The organism is Lacrimispora sinapis (assembly GCF_043633585.1).
Lineage (GTDB): Bacteria > Bacillota > Clostridia > Lachnospirales > Lachnospiraceae > Lacrimispora > Lacrimispora sinapis.
Window position 1 is genome coordinate 2965422 of the sequence record NZ_CP141832.1, and the last position, 19490, is coordinate 2984911.

Genomic DNA, 19490 nt, shown 5'->3' on the forward strand with positions numbered 1-19490 from the left:
GCAACTGTCTGGATTTCCCAGACAGATTACCTGCTTGCCTGAACCGACATTTTGTTGGAGACAAATTCCTCAATGAACAGTTCTTCGCTGCGCAGTACCTGTTTGTTATACTGCACAAGCTTCTTTTCTTTCAGCTTTTCAATAGAAGCCTTCTCTTTTCTGGCTTCCACCACCTCATTGCGTTTCAGTTCTTCTTTCTTTCTGAGTTTTTTCAGCGTTGCTTCCTCTAAAAGGATCTTTTGCTGCATATAAGTGATGTAGCACTCATACTCACGCATAACATTGACCGTCATGCCGCAATGGGTCTCCTCCTGAAACCGCACACAGGCAGCTTTTCTCTGTTCCGTCAAACTCCTGATCTTTTGTTCCTGCTGCTCCACCAGAGCAATGATCTGAGCATGTTCACTTTTCAAATTATCCAATGCCTGGTCCTTATAATTCAAAACAGTATCCAGTGGGAAACTAAATTTCTTCATTTGCAGCCTGCTTTCTCAACTTTATCTTAAAATTTCTTTCATTTTGTCAAGTATTTCTTCATAGCTGTTATTCTCCTGTATGCCCTGACAAAGAAATTCATTGATCTTATCAATCTTTGCAATTGCTATATCCAGCTTAGGATTGGTTCCGCTTTTATAGGCACCGATGGAGATCAGATCTTCATTCTTTTCATAAATGCTTAAAATATCACGAATCTGGGATGCCATCTTCCGGTGTTCTTCTGATACGATATTGTTCATCAGACGAGAGATACTGGCACTTACATCTATGGCCGGGAAATGGTTTGCGTTGGCCAGCTTTCTGCTGAGAACCACATGGCCATCCACGATCCCTCGTACCGTATCCGCAATGGGTTCATTGGTATCATCTCCCTCCACCAGAACCGTATAGATTCCTGTGATGGAGCCTTGCTCAAAATTACCGCTTCGCTCCAATAATTTAGGGAATTCCGCATAAATGGAAGGCGTGTACCCACGCGCTACCGGCGGCTCTCCAATGGCAAGTCCAATCTCCCTCTGGGCCATGGCAAACCTGGTAAGAGAATCCATCATCAGCAAAACATCTTTTCCCTGGTTTTTAAAATACTCGGCTATCGTGGTTGCAACCAGCGGGCACTTCATCCGAAGCATCGCCGGCTGGTCTGAGGTGGCGACCACCAAAACAGAGCGTTTCATTCCCTCCGGCCCAAGATCCTTCTCAATGAATTCCCGGACCTCGCGGCCACGCTCTCCAACCAGAGCCACTACATTGATATCCGCTTTTACATTCCTTGCAATCATACCAAGCAGCGTACTTTTTCCCACACCGCTGCCTGCAAAGATCCCGATACGCTGTCCTTTTCCTATGGTATTCATACCATCAATCGCCTTAACTCCAAATTCCAGTTTTTCTGTAATCGGAGGTCTGGTCATAGGATTTATGTACGGATTTTCGACATAATAAAAACGGGGTGATTCAAAGGGGCCTTTTCCATCCATGGGTTCCCCTTTTGCATCAATGATCCGTCCTCTTAAAAACTCACCTACCGGTATCTTTAAACGGCGCTTGGTATTTCTTACAAAACTGCCGGCTGCAATACCGCTCATATTTTCATATGCCATCAGCTGTATTTTATCATCTTTAAATCCGACCACTTCCACAGGGATCTGTTCCTGCTTATCCTCACTATAGATATAAGCGATGTCACCGATGCTGGCTTTGCCGCCAGATGCCTCCATGGACATCCCTACAATATTTTCAATCTTACCAATATGGTCAATGGTCTCTGTCTTCATAATAAGATCGGAAAGCTCCTTAAACATACGGACTCCTCCTGCTACAGTCTGGCGTTGTTCAGTATTCCCTTAATATTCTCGATCTGGGTGTTTACACTGACATCAATAATCTCTTCCGGAAGCTCTATGATACAGGTACCGTCTTCCGCATGATCCATGGAAATAATTTTAATATTTCCTGAGATGTGGGACAATTCATTCAACAATCCCACATCTCCCTGTATCATCATTCCAGCATCCTTTTGGGACACATAGATTTTTACCCATTGGGTCTTTTTCAGCTTCCCAGCTGCCCCGACAATCATTCGCTTTACGATCTCACCGCTTGATTTCAAGCTGGTCTGAATCACCTTTTCAGCAATGGTCAGGGTGATCTTCTTTAAATCATCAATATATTTTTCCAGAAGCCTTTCTTTTTCCTGTGTCACACTTTCAATCGAAGTCTTCATCGCAGAACGGAATTCTTCCAGCTGTAAATCATACTCTGACTTATGATCATGGTATGCCTTGGCGCTTCCTTCCAGGAGCCCTTCCTCATACCCTTCCTGATATCCTTTTTCCCTGGCCTCTACACAGATTTTATCTGCTTCTTCTCTGGCCTTTGAAAGAATCTCCTCTGCCCTTTTTGACGCTTCCTCATATATTTCCGAAGCCTGTTTATGGAGGTTCTTTGCTTCTTCTCTCAGCTGTTCCGCTTTATGGTCAATTTCCGGCTCCATGACCGGTTCTTCCAAGGAACCTTCTACCGGCTGCTGTTTTTTCGGAATCATAATAATATCATCAAATGTTTTGTTAAAGCCATAGTCCAAAACACGATCTGCGCTTTCCATCCCCTTAATAATATTAGGCAATGATATCATCCTTTCCGCCCTTGCTGATAATCAGCTCGCCTTCTTCTTCCAAACGTCTGATCGTAGCAACAATTCTCTGCTGAGCTTCCTGAACATCCTTCACACGAACATTGACCGTTACTTCCATATCAGATTTGATGCTTTCTTTCATACGGCTTGACATGTTGGCGAAAATAACTTCAGCAATCTGCTCTGTTGTTCCTTTAAGCGCATAAACCATATCCTTCATATCGCATTCGCGGATAAAACGCTGGATCGAGCGATTGTCCATGGTAACAATATCTTCGAATACAAACATCTTCTTTCGGATGGTATCTGCAAGACTTGCGTCCTTTTTCCCCAGTTCCTCGAAGATGAGCTTTTCGTTTCCACGGTCCATACGGTTCATAACGTTTGCAATGTAATCGATGCCGCCAATGGTTGTGTAATCCGTTGTAATGATTCCGGAGAATTTTCTCTTAATTTCATCTTCTACAATCTTAATACCCTCCGGAGACGCGCTCTCCATTCTTGCGATGGCTTCCACCACTTTAAAGCGCTTGTCGGGAGGAAGCTCTGAAATCAATTCTGCCGTCATATCTTCTGTTGTGTAAGAAAGAACCAGTGCAATGGTCTGGGCTCTTTCATGCTGCAGAATCGATAACAAGTTCTTTGAATCGCTTTTTCGGATAAATCCAAACGATCTGGATTTTAAGGATTGCGTCACTTTCTGAAGGAGATTGCTGGCCGTACTTTCCCCAAATGCCTTCTCCAGCACTGTTCTTGCATACTCCAGACCACCGTCTGTAACAACCTTCTGAGTCAAACAGGTTTTATAAAATTCATCGAGTATTTCTTCTGTGGCTTTTGCCTCTACATGACCAAGCTTCGCCACTTCAACGGTCAACTTTTCAATCTCTTCTTCAGACAGATACTTGTAAATCTTGGACGCTTTCTCTACTCCGAGCGAAACAATGACAGTTGCGGCTTTTTGTTCTGGTCTAAGGCCAGCTGTCATACTAGTTGCCATTATTGTCCCCTCCGTTCAACCATGTTTTCAGCAGTTGGGCTGATATCTCCGGATTCTGTTCCGCAAAGTCGCGGATGCTTTCACGCAGCTCTGCACCCCGGTCCACTTCCGGAACCACAATCTCGGGTTCTTCTTCCTTTACCTCCTCTGCCATCTCTTCCTCTTCCTTTATTTCATCCTCATCCTCTTCTTCCGTAATTTCAGGCAGAACAGGAACATCCTCCTGGCTGTCTTCAGCATCAGCAGCCATCGCTTTCTTCTTATTCCTGTGTCTTATTGCCAGAACAATGATCAATACAAGCAATAACAGGCCGGCTGCCGCCGCAATAAGAATCCACTGATTAATAAGAAGGCCGTTTACTCCTGTCTCAACCGGCGTATCCGGTTTTTTCGGTACTTCTACGGTATAGAACGGAGCCGCTACTGCTGTAATCTTTTCCGCTCTGTCCGCCTGCGCAATACCAGCGGCATTCCCCGCCAAATTACGAATATCATCCACTGTCAACGTGCCAAAATCAGCTCCATTCACCACAACAGAGACCGTGAGATTCTCAAGACTGCCTGGATTCACCTGTCCCTGTTCTTTAATCTGATTCACAAGGAACTTTCTGTCCAGAGTGCTGGACCCATAGGAATTATCCGCACCTGTACCGGTCCCTGCTGCATTATATTCGGGAATGTCGGCATTTGCCTCTGACCCTGCTACGCCGGACGCAGTCTGTTTATCACCGGAAAACTCTCTGCCAATGGATTCTTCTGAGATTATGCCTGTTTTATCGTTTTGGTCAATCTTATCCGGAGTGTTGTAAGTAATACTTTCACGGATCAGTTTATCCATATTGACCGTACACTTGGCAGAAACCTTTACATTTCCGTTTCCATATACAGGCCCTAAAACATTCATGACCTTTGCAGCAATCTGGTCCTCAATTACCTTGGCGATCTCTTCACTGGCTTTCCCATTATCAATACCTTCATCCTCTGAATCAACAGAAACCTCACGGCCATTTCCGTCAAATACAGAAACATTATCAATTACCATTCCCGGAATGCTTCGGGAAATCAAAAGCTGAATGGACTTGGCCTGTTCCTCCGTGGGAGAGCCCCCATCCTTCATAACTACAACAGCCTGGGCACTCGCTTCCTTTGCACTGTCCTCAGACAGCGCATACTTAGAAGATTCTCCCAGGGCTATCGTAACATATGCTTCTTTTACTCCATCAAAAAGTTGAATCGTTGATCCAATTCTTGTCTCCAGATCGTAAAGTTTGAAGGTCTGGCGGTCAGAATCTGTGGTCATTAAATTAACATTGTTTTTAAATACATCGTATGTAAAACCGCTTTTTGGATATCCTTCTGAGACAAGTTTTGCTCTGGTGATATCCATTTGTTCTGCGGGAACCAGAATGTCTCCACCCTCATATTGATAGGAGACTCCGTCTTCCTGAAGTTTTCCTATGATCTGCTTTGCTTCCTCGCTGCCTACACTCGTAAACATTACTTCATAAGGCTTCTGCCTCATTGACAATGCTATGATTACCGCTCCGGCTACAACTAAAACACCTACAACACCAGCTAAAACGATCTTCTTTGTTCTGCTGTTAAGATTGCCTAATAATTCCTTGATTTTTTCCATCGCATTAGTCCGCCCCGTTATCCATCTTAAATATTAATTCTAATGATCTCATTATAAGACTCCAATGCTTTATTCCTAAGCACTGTCAAAAGATCTACCGATAACTGGGCTTTTGCTGCCGCTGCAGGCACCGTATGTGCATCATCAATCTGTCCAGTAGACAATAAATATTCCTGAGTTGCCAAATCTTTATCTGTATCTTTTACATTCTGAATTGCCTCTTTAAAAATATCCTGAAACATGGTGCTTCCGGTCTGTCCGGATGTTACCTTTTTGTCATTCCCTACATTTCCTATCGAATTGAGCGGCTTGATGGGTGTAATGAACATCTGTTCCATATTATGTACCTCCTGTTTTAACCTTTAATGATCGTTCTAAGTCTGCTTATATCGCTGTTTAAAGCACTCAGTTCATATTGGTACTGTAATGTAGTCCGGGCCAATTCTACATTCTCTACGTCCATATTGACGTTATTCCCATCCATCCTTGCAGATTCATCATTCGTATTCCGTATAAAGTGCCTGGAACTTCCTATGATATTGCTTATTTCCTTGGATGTACCTCTTCTCCCTGCCATCAGACGCTTGCGGAATTCATCTTCAAACGTTACATATTGGGCTTTATACCCAGGGGTATCCCCATTGGCAATGTTGTTAAGGGTTATCTTTTGTTTCGACCACAGATAATCCAGAGTTTTCTCTGCCATGGAAATATTGTTTCCAAATATTGAATTCATCGGATTGTTCCTCACTTTCACTTCTTTAAAAAACTTTTCCTTCGTATCAGACTGTCAAATATGTAAAATGTAGTTAAATTTCGACAACCTATTGCAAAATCATATTATTTTTGTAATTTTAAACTTACTTTATTTTACATTTTATTACAAATATTGTCAAGAAAGTTCTAGTATGCCAATATCCAAATACTGGTTATATTAGGACCTTCTATTTGGCAATTTGTATAATCTCTTAATTTTCAAAGTACAAACGGAAAATCTTTCCTGTAGTTTTCCTATTTCTTCTTCCATAATTAATGAATCTTTTTCTGGAGGTAAAAATATAAATATCATTTTTCCATTTACAAGCTTGGTTTGCTAAAGCAAACAAAAGTGATTCATTTTTCAAAAATCTGGTTATATATTTCCAATTATTACCATTTCTATACATATATCGAAACCTGATTGTAAAATATTAAGTGATTTTAGTCGATTAATGTCTTTTTATCAGGATCTTTACACAACCGTTTTTTGGTATAAAGTAAAAACCGTAAAATGAACTTTTTTATATTAAAAAAAAATTATATTTTTTCAATTTTTTAATCTGTTCTGAAAACCGGTATTGCATATTTCTGCAACATTACAGAAACCATTTCCTGGTTTCATTTCCAATTGGTGTGTTTTAATCAAATTATGCTTCATATAATATAGCAATAAAGACATACCCCTTTAGTAACCTGTTAATTTATATCATTCAGGCATAATGAGAGATACTTGTCCCCAAAGGGCTTATCAAACAGGAAACACCATCATTCTGATGATATTATTGTTATAGAATAAGAGGACTTAAAATGAATACAGATACTTCAACCACAGGAACCATTGCTGCAGCAGAAGCAGAAGGGTTCTATAGAAAGGCAGTTAAACTCCAGAAATTTCTCATTCCCATTGCCCAGGAACTGAATATATCCTTATTTCATCAGCAAACAGATTACAGCAAGAGTCATTTAAAGATCATTTCCATCGTTCTGACTGAATTGGAACCCCTTTGTCTGGACCAGAAGGTGCTTGAACTGCCCATTTCTTACCGCGCCATGCACACAAATATCAAGTGGACCATAAAAAAAATATCCGAGCTCATTGAATCGGGTCTGATCAGCGAAGCAGAAGACCTGACAGAGTTTCAGCTGGTGCCATTTTTAATCGAATGGAAGGAGGATACTTACTTCTGGCTTTTGCTCTATCCTGATAAGAAGAAAATGGAACACTACTATAAATATGAATTTATTCCAAACCATAGAAACACATACGAAAACCGGGGAGAAAAATATCTGGTTTCTATATTAATTCCGGTCTATAATAAACTGGAGTATACAAAGAAGTGCTTAGAAAGTCTTTACAGAAACACGGACCTGTCAAAAAACTCCTGCGAGCTGATCCTTCTTAACGACGGTTCTACCGACGGGACAGAGGATTATTTCAGGGAACTGGGCGTACGCAAGGTGCTGACATTGAAAGAGAATGTAAAAGCTATGATCTTTTCCCTGATGTTTCGGGTGAGCGAAGGAAAATATGCTGTTTTTGTTAATAATGACACCATTCTAACAAGTCTCTGGCTGGATAATTTGCTGACCTGTATTCAGTCCGATCCGGACATTATATCCGTTGCTCCCAGCACTCCAAACACCAGCAACCGCCAGGGCATGGTGGCGGATTTCACTCCGGAAAATGCGGAGGAAACAGCAAAAAAGCATAATACTCCATGCCCCTACTTATGGGAAGAACGCTGCCGGCTTATGCCTGTTATTGCGCTTTACGATGTGGATAAGGTAAATACCATCGGGTTCGCTGACCGGTATTTTTATACTATGGAATTCTGGGATGATGATTTCAGTCTCCGTGCCAGAAGAGCCGGTTACAAACAGATTCTATGCAAGGACACCTGGTGCTATCACTTTGGCAGCGTTTCGGGGCGGGAATACCAGTTAAAAAACCGGACTCTGCAAAACGGCAGAATTCTATTCATGCAGAAACACGGCGTCGATCCATGGGGCAATAACTTCTGCTATGATCCTTACCTGCTGAACCATCTGGAGACTACCTTTAAAGACCAGCCTGTGGATGTTCCCATTCTTGGAATTGATCCCGGTTACGGGGCTGATGTGATACAGTTAAAGACGCTTTTAAAGAGACTGGGGAAAAACATCTCCTTTTCCTTTGCAATCAGTGACCCGAGATTAAAAGATGATATAAAACCATTAAAGGGCGTGACCTCTGTTTCCGAATCGGTCTTAGATCTGCACAGCCATATTCCGGAAGGAAGCTACCAGTATATTATAATAGGAAGAGAATTATCTGTTTATCCAAATTTTGCAGAGCTTTTAAAGGAATGTGCCTCACGGCTGAGAACCGGAGGAGTGCTGGCATTTTATGTGAACAATCCCTATTCTCTGGTTGTCAAAAAAGAACTGGAGGAAGAAAGGCTCTTAAACGGAAAACATTCGGTCACTCTGATTCCTGTCACAGAACCCATTTCCATTTTAGAGGGGTTTGGGATAAAGACCCGCTTAAATGCCATTCTGGAACCCAATCCTCCGGCTGAACTGAACAAAAACCGGACCGAACATTTAAACCGGTATTTGATCATTGCAGAAAAACCAGAATAAAGATATACAAAAAATGCGTCTTGAAACAGCTTAAAAGCTATTTAAGACGCATTTTCATGTGGTTGACAGATCTTATGCTTTTACATCAATTATGTGTCCCACACCGCTTCCGGGAAGCTGAGCAGATGCTGTCTGGCTCATCATGTCAAGCAGTCCTGCAGCCTGCTGTTCCTGATAATCCATGGCTTTCTTTGCGACACTAAGACTTGCGCTTTGCTGTAATCTGGCGGTACTCATCTCCATACTGACTGCTGCAATATCCATAGGTTCTCCCTTCACGAATCTGCACTTTCGGTAATTCCAAACATTGGCTACATGGTAACTATCGGCTTATGGGAATCCCATGATAAGAGTAGATTCGTAAAATTAAGTTTCCCTGTAACACTCCAGAGTAAACCAGAATTCCACTCCGCCTACCACGTTGCGGACGCCGCAGGATTGCCTGTGGGAATCCATGATTGCCTTTACGATAGAGAGTCCGATGCCGCTGCCTCCGTATTCCCTGGTATGGGCTTTATCCACTTTAAAGAATTTGGTCCATAATTTTGATAAATCCTCCTCTGGTATGCTTTGTCCCGTATTGAACACCGTTACCAGGGCTTTTTCCCCATTTTCCTCCGCAGTGATGACGATGTTACGTTCTCCGGACAAATGATTGAGGGCATTATTTAAATAGTTGGTGATGACTTCTTCAATTTTAAATTCATCGGCGTAAACAAAAATGGGACCGGAATCCTCCAGTTTTACAGTGGCCTCCTTATGCTGAATCAAAATTCCCGCCGAACTAATCACACCACGGATCAGCTCTGTTAAATCAAACCGTTCCAGCTGCAGGCTGTCATTGCCAAATTCAAGGGCTGTAAGATTCAGGAGCTGGCGAACCATTTTATTCATCTTATTGGCTTCATCCATAATGACTTCGCAGTAATAATCCCTGCTTTCCGGGTCTTCGGCCATTCCTTCCGTCAGCCCCTCTGCATATCCCTGGATCAGGGCGATGGGAGTTTTCAGTTCATGGGATACATTGGCAATGAAATCCTTCCGCATCTCGTCAATTTTCACTTTTTCTTCTATGTCCTTTTGCAGCTCCTCATTAGCTGCCCGCAGTTTTCCAATGGTATCTTTTAACCGGTCGGCCAGCTTATTCATGCTGTTTCCCAGCACACCGATCTCGTCTTCCTCTGTTCCATTGTATTTCACATCAAAGTCAAGATCAGACATCTTTTCCGATAAGTTAGCAAGGGTGAGAATGGGGGAAGTGATCCTTTTGGTTGTCAGGTAAATAATAATACTTCCTATTAGAAGTGCCACAATCCCCACATAAGCCAGGAACCGGTTGGAAAGGGAAACACTTTCCCGGATGCTGGCAAGCGGAATGGACAGGAGAAAAATGGTTTTATTGTCCGAAAAATACCCCCAGCTTTCCAGATAATAAGAATCGGAGCGGTGGTCATACGTCTTTTGGATCACATAATTATCATGCTTCTTTAAGACACTGGCATCGGGCATATCCTTTCCAAAGATGTAGTCCTCCACCTTGTTTTTTAAAAACTGCCGGTCACCGCTGGTTGACATAAGTGCCTCATCCGTGGTGCTGTCGATGAGGACCAGCATTAAGTTATATTTCTCCCCCATGGTGCGGAACAGCTTCTGGGCAGGACCTTCATTTTTATAGTCCTGATCATAGGTAGCTTTATAATAATCAATGATCCCTTTGCCGCTTTTATTGGCCTGTGCCACCATGTTGTCGATCTCCGTGTAGGCTTTTTCCAGAATATGCACCTTATCACTGGTATAAAAACGTTCCAGGAACCAGCTGTTGGCACACCAGGTAGAAAGAAGCATAAATGCCATCAGGCCCACAAAGATGATGGCGTAACGCACTTTAATGGAATGTTTCATTGATTCACCTCAAATTTATATCCCATTCCCCATATGGTTTTGATATAATCTCCTTTGTCTCCCATCTTGCTTCTCAGCTTTTTCACATGGGTATCTATGGTTCTGGCATCTCCGAAATAATCGTAATTCCATACATTATTTAAAATCTTTTCCCTGGACAGGGCAATTCCCTGATTTTCCAGAAAATAAGCGAGCAGTTCAAATTCCTTATAGCTCAATTCAATGTTTTTCCCGTCAATGGTTACCTGATGGGCGGCCTTGTCAATGCAGATTCCTCCAATCTCCACTTCATCTGCAGGCACTGCATTGCTTCTTCTTAAAATGGCTTCCACCCTGGCTACCAGAATTTTGGGACTGAAGGGCTTTGAAATATATTCATCCACGCCCAGATCAAAACCCTGTAATTCATCCCGTTCTTCTCCTCTTGCCGTCAGCATGATGATGGGAACCTGGGAATATTTGCGGATGGTTTTCAGTGTCTCCCAGCCATCCATCTTGGGCATCATTACATCAAGAATAATGAGTACAATGTCTTTCTGCTCAAAGAACACATCCACCGCTTCTTCTCCATTGGACGCCTCAGCCACAGTAAAGCCCTTTACGCTCAAAAAATCCTTAACCAGTTTTCTCATCCTTGCTTCGTCATCGACCACTAATATCTTTAACTGTTCCATTGCAACCTCCTGAAATCAGATCTCTTTCTCTCCGTGTATTTCTGAGACATATTGTAACAAATGATCCCGGGAATTTCTACATTTTCACAGAGATTTCACATGATTTGAATAGAAATAACTGTCCATAAGAGAATACCCTTAATGATCCGACACTATTCCGTTTTCTGGCAGCAAAAAGCAGATACATCCCGTAGAATGTATCTGCCGCAAAGAAAAAACTATCTTAATTCAGTTGTAGGAATGGTATCCATATCATCGAATGCCTGGTTCTCACCGCCCATGGCCCAGATGAAGGTGTAATTGCTGGTGCCGGCACCGGAGTGAATGCTCCAGGAGGGACTGATCACAGCCTGCTCATTCTGCATAACGATGTGTCTTGTCTCATTGCCTTCGCCCATCATATGGAATACCACATTGTTTTCTGGAATCTCGAAGTACATATAGATTTCCATACGTCTCTCATGGGTATGAGACGGCATGGTGTTCCATACGCTGCCTGGGTCTAAAACAGTCATACCCATGGAAAGCTGGCAGGTCTCCAGTACATCCGGATGAATGAACTGGTTGATGACACGTTTGTTGGAGGTCTCCATGGCGCCAAGAGGTTTCTTTGCTGCCTTTTCAATCGGAATAAAGGTCGTCTTGCAAGCCTTGTGTGCAGGAGCACTTACCATATAGAACTTTGCAGGATTTGCCGCATCTGCACTTGAAAAGGTAACTTCCCTGGTCCCTTTGGTGATGTATAAGCAGTCTTTATATCCCATCTTAAACTCTTCCCCATCTGCTACAATGGTTCCTGCTCCACCGATATTGAAAATACCGATCTCGCGTCTCTCAAGGAAATAGCCTGTACCAAAATTTTTCCAAATATCAATACCCTTGTCGATGGAAACAGTCTCTGTTGTCGGCATGCAGCCCAGGGTAACCATACGGTCTACATGGGAGTAAACAGCAACCACTTCATTGGCAACGTATAAATTTTCAATTAAAAACTCTTTTCTGGTTTCTTCTGTTGTATAACGTTTAAAATCTTTCTGATTTGCTGAATAACGGATATCCATTTATTAAAACCCTCCTTCTTTTTATATAGAAATAACTGACCACTCCCATGGTATCACATGCAAGTTTTTTATTCAACAGCTTCTTAGATTTATTGTGAAAAAAGTACAAAATGATGCAGAAAAGCCAGCGTTTTTTCGACGCTGGCTCCCTATAATCGTATGTATTGTTTGAATTAATTCAGTTTTTCAAAAATTTTATACAATCTTAAATTTTTCAACTTCATTTCGTAAAACATTGGCCTGTGCGGAAAGCTCCTCACTGGAAGCAGAGCTTTCTTCTGCTGTAGCTGCATTGCTTTGTACCACAGCGGAAATCTGACCGATTCCATAAGTAACTTCATTCATGGCCTCTGCCTGTTCTCTGGACGCACGCTCTACATTTTCCATAAGCACCTTTACCTGATTGGCCTGACCGGTCACTTCCCCAAGAATCTCTGCATTTTCTTTGGCAATGACTAAGCCTCCCTCCACTGCATGGGTTGCATTTTCAACCAATTCTGCGGTTTTCTTTGCGGCTTCGGCCACATTTGCTGCAAGCGTGCGCACTTCATCTGCCACAACAGCAAAGCCTTTTCCTGCCTCACCGGCACGTGCAGCTTCCACTGCAGCATTCAAGGCCAGTAAATTGGTCTGGGAGGCAATGGCATCCACCTCTTTTGTGATCTTTCCGATCTCGTCAGAAGCGCTTTTGATTTCATCCATCGCACTTAGCATCTGCTGCATCCTGGCATTGCTTTCTTCCACCCGCATTACGGTTTGTTCCACATAACCGGTTGCTTCTTCAATATGAGCGGCACTCTGTTCCACCTTATCAGAAACTTCCGCAATGGAGGAAGATAGTTCTTCAATGGTGCCTGCCTGCTCCGTCGCTCCTGCTGCCAGAGCCTGTGCTGCATCTGCCACCTGGGTGGAACCGGCATTGACCTGTTCCGCAGACTGACTGATGGTCAGCAGCGTCCTATTTAACTGCTGATAAATCAAAACCAGGGAATCATGGATGGGGGCAAAGTCACCGGCATAAACCTTATCCACCGGAAGTGTCATATCCCCCAGCGACATGCTTTTCATATGTCTGGTGATATCATTGACCACTTCTCGCATTTCTGTTATAAGCTCATCGGTGGCACGGGATAACACTTCCATCTCATCCCCGGTCTGGCTGATGGTAACGGGGGGTGTCTGCACATCTCCTTCCGCCAGAAGCTTTAAACGACCGGCGATAGAGGTCAGAGGGGCGGTGATCCGGTGCAGCACGGAAGCGAGTATCAAAAGTCCCACCACACATACAGCGACCGCAACCGCCAGGAGCAGTACCACCTCTGTCATTTTCTCCTTCTGGTGCTCTGCAACCGCCCGGTCGATGTCATCAATATAATTTCCAGTGCTGATGTACCAGTCATAGGGTTCAAATTTAAGGGTATAAGCCCGTTTTGCAAATACGCCATCCTGTCCGGGTTTTGTAAAATAAAAGTCCGTATATCCGCCTCCTGATTTGGAGCCGCTTTTAATCAAATCCCGGATATAAAAGTTTCCTGCCATATCCTTATCGTCGTAGCGTTCCTTGCCTTCATATTCCGGATTCCTATGTACCGCACAAATGCCTTTGGAAGTATCCGCCCAGAAATAGCCGTTTCCGTTGTCATACCTGGAGTCACGAACCAGGCTCTCCGCATTTTTTCGGGCTTCTGCTTCTGTGATCTCTCCATTTTCATACCGCTTGTAATTGACTTCCAGCACACTTACCATATTTTCGACTGCTATCTTTATCTTCTGGTCATAGCTTTGATAACTTTCATTAATCCAGTTTTGATATGCACGATTTAAACTTACGTAAAAAATTGATGTCAGCGCAAGAATTGTAAAAAATACCATAACACTGACAAATAAAATCAGCTTTCCTCTTACCTGCAATCGATGCATTTTCGATTTTATCATTTGAATGTCCTCCGTGATTGCACATACTTTTTCATATCCAATATAATACAACCATTATGATTGTAACGCAACGCAAGTTTAAGGGAAGCATGTTTGACTTTTCAAACTTTTATTGGTTTTTGTAATATCAATTGTAAAAATTTGTCGATTTTTATTGTAATATTTATTCTATATATTCTTTATAAGCTGTTTTTTTATATGAATAAATTGTCAATGCATATATCAGACAAATAAGGCTTAGATACAGAAAATGTAGTTAATTGTGATTTAATATCAAAAAATAACCGCAATTAAAATACGTCTTGATTCTGGTTTAAGCCCAATCAAGACGTATTTGTATCATTATGAAATAGAACCAGCAGTCAGGGACCGTTTTCTTCTATTTCTTTTTTGCAGCTTTGATCAATCTTAAATTACTCTGTAAACGGGGATCTTCGGGAGCATGTTCCAGCGCTTTTACGGCATGCTCTTCTGATACATCAAGCATCCCCAGCCGATAAGCTGCGATGGCACACAGATCATCGGGAGTGTAATCCCAGGAATACCCCATATTGACAAAGGTCCTGGATTTCTCTTTGATCTTTAATGCCTCTTCTGCCAGGAAATAGCACATGGGCCAGTCTTTCAGCTCATAACACATTTTAGCAAATTCCACATAGGGGTCCCTCATAGAAGGAACCTCTGCGATCGCTTTAAAATACCAGTTGTATGCTTCCTTCGTATTTCCCAGCCGATAATAAGATCTTGCGATCCACCGCATCGCTGCACAGCGCTCATCATTCCAGCCTGCAGAAGGAAGGTTTAAATAGTCTTTTAAGGTATCAATGCATTTCTGCCACTCACCTTTATACATATACTCTCTACCAAGATAGTAACGCATTCTTTCATCTTCCGGCGCTTCCTTCACTGCAAGCTCCAAAAGCGGCAGATAGGAGCCGCGGGATTTTGAGGGATCGGGATAATGACTGAGGATCATTCCTTCTATATATATGGTTTCCAGGGGCACTTCCCCATAGTATTGAACAAATTCATGAATGGGGCATTTCCACCGGAAGCCTTTCCGCTCATGGACCTTAAAGTAATAAAACTGGACATCCGGAGTTCCGTCTTTCTTCACACTCCAGTTGTATAGATAACGTCCTGTCTTCGCAATGGGACCTTGATGTATGGGCTTGTGGTTCAGCCATGCCTCCTCCAGCTTCTTCCGCCAGCCAGGGTTAAACACTTCATCCAAATCTGTGCAAACGCAAATATCCACATCCTCTGGGACATGATCGAGAGAAATATTTCTGGCTACATCAAATCTCCATGGTTTTACAATATCTACATAGACAATGGCTCCCCGCTCTCTTAACTTTTCTACGGTGCCATCGTCTGAACCGGTATCGGTGACCACAATCAGATCCGCTTCCTTCATGGAATCCATCCATTTGTCGACAAATTTAACTTCATTTTTACAAATAGCATACACACAGATTTTTAATTTGCTCATGATGCCACCCCCTCACCATGTTCTTTTTTTAGTCTGTATTCTATGAGTTTCAGATTATTTTTTAATCTCTCGTTGGAAGGGTCTTCCTTGAGTGCCTTTTTGGCATATTCCAGGGATTGTTCATACATCCCCAGGCAATAGGCACTGATTGCGCAATAATCATATAATGTATATCCCCAGCTTGCAGGGTCCACCAGATAGCTTCCGGTGCTTTGTGTGATTGTCAGTCCTTTTTCCGCCATGGCATAGCAAAGGGGCCAGTTTTTTTCCAGATAACCAGCCTTTGCAAGTGCAACATAGGGCTCCCGGACAATGGGACATTCTGCAAGTGCACGATACAGCCAGGATCTGGCCTCTGCTTTTTCACCTTTTGCATCATAAGAATGGGCAATAAAACGCATGGAGGCGCTGCGTTCTTCCGCCCAGGTTGCTGACGGCATCGTAAGATGATGCTTTAACATTTTGATTGCTTTGTCATACTCTTTATAAAATACATACTCTCTTCCAAGCCAGAAGGCAGCCCGGTCATCTTCCGGGTTCTCTTTGACGGATAACTCCAAAAGAGGAAGGTACTGGGTCCTTGGCTTTGACAAATCCGGGTAATGATTCAGAACAAGTCCATTGATCCAGCCATTTTTTTCCGGTTTTTCGCCGCTGTATTTCAACACCTCATGAACCGGATGGACCCAGCGGTATCCATGTCTTGCATGGATTTTCTCCATGGTAAACTGCTTTTTAGGAGTACCGTCAGGATTGGTGGAAAATGTAAATAAATAACTAGCCCGTGTCTGGTCCGGTTTCCAGGAGGATTCCAGCTTCTTTCTCCAGCCTGGTTCAAAGACCTCATCAAGGTCATTGGATACACATATATCAGCATCTTCAGGCACATGATCCAGAGCCACATTCCGGGCTGTATCAAAACGCCAGGGAGAAATGTTTTCCTCGTAAACCACAGCCCCTCTTTCCCGAAGCTTTTTCACCGTATCGTCCGTGGAACCGGTGTCTGTTACGATTACTTCATCAGCTTCGGATACCGCATCCATCCAGCGGTCTACAAACTGCTCTTCATTTTTACAAATGGCATACACACATATTTTGTAATGATTCACTATGAACAACTCCTTTCGGGGATCTTTTGTTCCCTACAGGTAACCGGCTTTGAACCCCAAATTATTCTGCTAAGTTAAATATATGCGTTTAGGACTTGTTCTGTGAACCCGGAGAAGCAGATGGGACTAATTTACCCCGTAGACCAACCGGTATATTTCCTTTTTATAGACATCAAATTCTTTTTCCGCCACCGGACCTCCATAGCTCATGATCATCAGCTTTATCGGTTCATCTTCCGGTTTTAACGGCATCTGCAGGTAATCAAAGGAGTTAAGATAAAACCCAAGACGTTCATAAAATCTGGCCCTGCGGGCTGTCATCGGATCGTCCTCTGTTACAGGCTCTATCTCAAGGAAAACCGGTTTTTCCGCTTCCGCTAATACCTCTTCAACCAGTAATTTTCCATAACCTTTTCCCCGGCTTTTTTCCGCAGTGGCAAGATGTTCTAAAAAAACACAGCCCGGCAGATTCCAGTATCCCAGGAATGCGGCAACCTCTCCTTCCTCCTCTGCAATGCGGATTCTGTAATCCGGATTTTGAAAGACTTTTTTCTGGCCTTCTCTGGTCCGGCGCTCCACTTCTGGAAAAGCTTCTTCATAAACTCTGTATATTTCCTCAAAGCGGGATTGGGGGGTGTTTAAAAGCATAATTTCATCTCCTAGCGTATTTGGTCATCATTTTCTTACCAGTGTATCATTCTCCGGAAAAAGATACAACCCTGGAAAAAGCCTGTCCCGAAAAACGGAACAGGCTTTTGTATGCCGCACTTTACTGAATGGTAATTCTGCCCTGACCGGCAGGATCCTGATACGCCTCACCTACGTTGCCGCCCAACTGATTGCGGATATAGGAGAAAAGGATGTCTACGTCTGTGATCACCTCATCACGAAGTATTTTGCTGTCTTTAAACATGGCCATCCCGTCTCCGCCTGATTTTAACATGTAGTTGTGGGACGCCACCGTATAAGTCTTATGAACATCAAGGGCCTCATCACCAACCATAATATCAGAGACACGGTACGCACCGTTTACTTGAACAAAGTTTCCTTTTTCGTCCAACTGGACATTGGAGGCCGCCTTAGAATTGATGGTGTAGGTAAGGCCGGAAACCTGAAGAAAACCGCCGCTTTCTTTTGGATAATTCCTGGCCCCCATTTCAAGGGCATCCTTGATCTGCTGTCCGGTTACCTCAGCCACACATCCCATATTGCCGAACGGGAATACGGAAAGCGTATCGTTGTAGGTAATGGCACCTGCTTGAATGCTGGCTCTGATGCCGCCGCCGTTTGTCAGTCCGATATCAGCTCCCAATACCTGACGGTACGCGTCTGCACTTAAATCACCCAGATTGGTTTCTCCGCTTCTGACTTTACGGTTTCCGGTGGCCGGATCATTCACAGTCAGCTCCACATCCGAATGTCCGATCACCGCTTTCAGTGTCTCGTTATACTGAGCCTGAATGTTTTTGATGAACTGGTCCGTATCATGATCGACGGCTTTTCCATCTGCTGTTACGGAACTTTTTGCCGGTATTACAAGCCGGGTCCCTATCGTCAGAACATCCGGGTTTTTGATGGTTTCTCTGTTGGCTTCATAAATTTCCCGGTAACGGTTATAAGAACCTAATTCTCTTTTTGCGATCCGGCTCAAGGAATCGCCCTTTTTTACGGTATATGTACTTGTTACTACAGCTTCGGGAACCTTGGAAACCAGTTCGCTTGCAATGGTTCCGTCGGTTTTAATGGTAAGCTTTCCAATATTTTTAAGTTTTGTTCCTGTCTGGGTAAGAAGCACAGCCCTGCCCTCTTTATTCTTCACATATTTATTGTATTCTTCATGGGAATGGCCGTCGATCAGTACATCAATTCCTTTTGTATGCTTGATCACGTTATCTGATGTCCACGGTTCTGTGGTCCCGTTTTCTCCCAGGTGTCCAACTAAAACCACATAATCCGCTCCTTCTGCTTTTGCCTGATCCACCGAAGACTGAATCTGGGTATAGAGCTTTTGGCCGCTTTCATCTTCACAGAAACCATAGATATAGTTTCCGGTTTCATCCTGGAAATACTTGGGTGTGGATTTTGTAAAGCTCTCCGGTGTGGTGGCACCGACAAATGCAACTTTAGTATCCCCATAGGTAAACATCTTATATGGGGCTAACACAGGTAAGCCTGTCCGCAGATCCATAAAGTTGCTGGAATAATACCCGCTGTTTAATTTTCCTGCCAGTTCCAGGAAACGGGGCATCCCGTAATCAAACTCATGATTGCCTGGTACTGCAAAATCATACCCCACCTGATTCATGATATCAATCAAGTATCCTCCGTCTGACAGTGTTCCGATGGGTGCTCCCTGAATGGCATCTCCACCATCGACCAGCGTCACATAGGGGGTCTGGGCCTGCATTTCCTTCTTATAGAGTGCCAGTCCGGCATATCCAATATTGTCATCAATTCCACAGTGGACATCATTGGTGTATAGAACCACAATATCCTTGTCCGCAGCCAAAGAAGTGACGGAGATGCCTGTTGTCAAAGACACAACCAGGAATAGAATAAGCCCCAATGACAGAACCCTTCTTTTTATACCTTCTTTCATTGCTTAAATCCTCCTTTTGAAACGTGCATTTTTTTCATTATAGCAGATTTATGTAAAAATAATATATTA

17 protein-coding genes are annotated in these 19490 nt (G+C 43.2%); 1 reads left to right on the plus strand and 16 read right to left on the minus strand.

Annotation, left to right across the window (positions count from 1 at the left end; genetic code table 11):
* Positions 1-26 precede the first annotated feature (26 nt).
* From fliJ to flgB, 7 genes are read right to left on the minus strand one after another with little or no spacing between them, the layout of a single operon-like run.
* On the minus strand, positions 27-476 hold the full coding sequence (gene fliJ / locus VIG27_RS13965) for a flagellar export protein FliJ (protein ID WP_394523136.1): 450 nt from the start codon (positions 474-476) through the stop codon (positions 27-29).
* Positions 477-497: 21 nt separating this feature from the next.
* Positions 498-1799 carry a flagellar protein export ATPase FliI gene (gene fliI / locus VIG27_RS13970; protein WP_394523137.1) on the minus strand — a complete coding sequence of 434 codons (1302 nt, stop codon included), beginning with the start codon at positions 1797-1799 and terminating at the stop codon, positions 498-500.
* A 14-nt stretch (positions 1800-1813) separates the two neighbouring features.
* Positions 1814-2623, minus strand: a complete 810-nt coding sequence (locus VIG27_RS13975; protein WP_394523138.1) for a FliH/SctL family protein — start codon at positions 2621-2623, stop codon at positions 1814-1816.
* A complete protein-coding gene (gene fliG / locus VIG27_RS13980; protein ID WP_394523139.1) occupies positions 2616-3632 on the minus strand; it encodes a flagellar motor switch protein FliG in 1017 nt (338 codons plus the stop codon). Before fliG ends, VIG27_RS13975 begins: the two co-directional genes overlap by 8 nt.
* Positions 3622-5268 (minus strand): flagellar basal-body MS-ring/collar protein FliF, encoded by a 1647-nt coding sequence (fliF, locus tag VIG27_RS13985; RefSeq protein WP_394523140.1) that lies wholly within the window; start codon positions 5266-5268, stop codon positions 3622-3624. Before fliF ends, fliG begins: the two co-directional genes overlap by 11 nt.
* A gap of 26 nt (positions 5269-5294) precedes the next feature.
* Entirely contained in the window at positions 5295-5606 is a 312-nt protein-coding gene (locus VIG27_RS13990) for a flagellar hook-basal body complex protein FliE (RefSeq protein ID WP_394523141.1), read from the minus strand.
* A gap of 17 nt (positions 5607-5623) precedes the next feature.
* A complete protein-coding gene (gene flgB / locus VIG27_RS13995; protein WP_394523142.1) occupies positions 5624-6004 on the minus strand; it encodes a flagellar basal body rod protein FlgB in 381 nt (126 codons plus the stop codon).
* Positions 6005-6834: 830 nt separating this feature from the next.
* Between flgB and VIG27_RS14000 the strand changes: the two genes are divergently transcribed.
* A complete protein-coding gene (locus VIG27_RS14000) occupies positions 6835-8649 on the plus strand; it encodes a glycosyltransferase family 2 protein (protein ID WP_394523143.1) in 1815 nt (604 codons plus the stop codon).
* Between the two features lie 72 nt (positions 8650-8721).
* Here the strand turns inward: VIG27_RS14000 and VIG27_RS14005 are convergent, their stop codons facing one another.
* The 9 genes from VIG27_RS14005 to VIG27_RS14045 all read right to left on the minus strand — a co-directional run bounded on the left by VIG27_RS14005 (position 8722) and on the right by VIG27_RS14045 (position 19421).
* Positions 8722-8913 (minus strand): YjfB family protein, encoded by a 192-nt coding sequence (locus VIG27_RS14005; protein ID WP_394523144.1) that lies wholly within the window; start codon positions 8911-8913, stop codon positions 8722-8724.
* A gap of 102 nt (positions 8914-9015) precedes the next feature.
* Positions 9016-10551, minus strand: coding sequence for a sensor histidine kinase (locus tag VIG27_RS14010; RefSeq protein ID WP_394523145.1), 1536 nt, complete (start codon positions 10549-10551; stop codon positions 9016-9018).
* Positions 10548-11225, minus strand: a complete 678-nt coding sequence (locus tag VIG27_RS14015) for a response regulator transcription factor (protein ID WP_394523146.1) — start codon at positions 11223-11225, stop codon at positions 10548-10550. Before VIG27_RS14015 ends, VIG27_RS14010 begins: the two co-directional genes overlap by 4 nt.
* A 218-nt stretch (positions 11226-11443) precedes the next feature.
* On the minus strand, positions 11444-12286 hold the full coding sequence (kduI, locus tag VIG27_RS14020) for a 5-dehydro-4-deoxy-D-glucuronate isomerase (protein WP_394523147.1): 843 nt from the start codon (positions 12284-12286) through the stop codon (positions 11444-11446).
* A 195-nt stretch (positions 12287-12481) separates the two neighbouring features.
* Positions 12482-14221: a methyl-accepting chemotaxis protein gene (locus VIG27_RS14025; RefSeq protein WP_394523148.1), complete on the minus strand. Its 1740-nt coding sequence runs from the start codon at positions 14219-14221 to the stop codon at positions 12482-12484.
* 379 nt (positions 14222-14600) lie between these two features.
* The gene (locus VIG27_RS14030) at positions 14601-15713 is read right to left on the minus strand and encodes a glycosyltransferase (protein ID WP_394523149.1); all 1113 of its coding nucleotides are present in this window, start codon (positions 15711-15713) and stop codon (positions 14601-14603) included.
* On the minus strand, positions 15710-16822 hold the full coding sequence (locus VIG27_RS14035) for a glycosyltransferase (RefSeq protein WP_394523150.1): 1113 nt from the start codon (positions 16820-16822) through the stop codon (positions 15710-15712). Before VIG27_RS14035 ends, VIG27_RS14030 begins: the two co-directional genes overlap by 4 nt.
* Before the next feature lie 126 nt (positions 16823-16948).
* Complete coding sequence (locus VIG27_RS14040; RefSeq protein ID WP_394523151.1) at positions 16949-17470, minus strand: GNAT family N-acetyltransferase; 522 nt, start codon at positions 17468-17470, stop codon at positions 16949-16951.
* Positions 17471-17591: 121 nt separating this feature from the next.
* Entirely contained in the window at positions 17592-19421 is a 1830-nt protein-coding gene (locus tag VIG27_RS14045; protein ID WP_394523152.1) for a 5'-nucleotidase C-terminal domain-containing protein, read from the minus strand.
* Positions 19422-19490 lie beyond the last annotated feature (69 nt).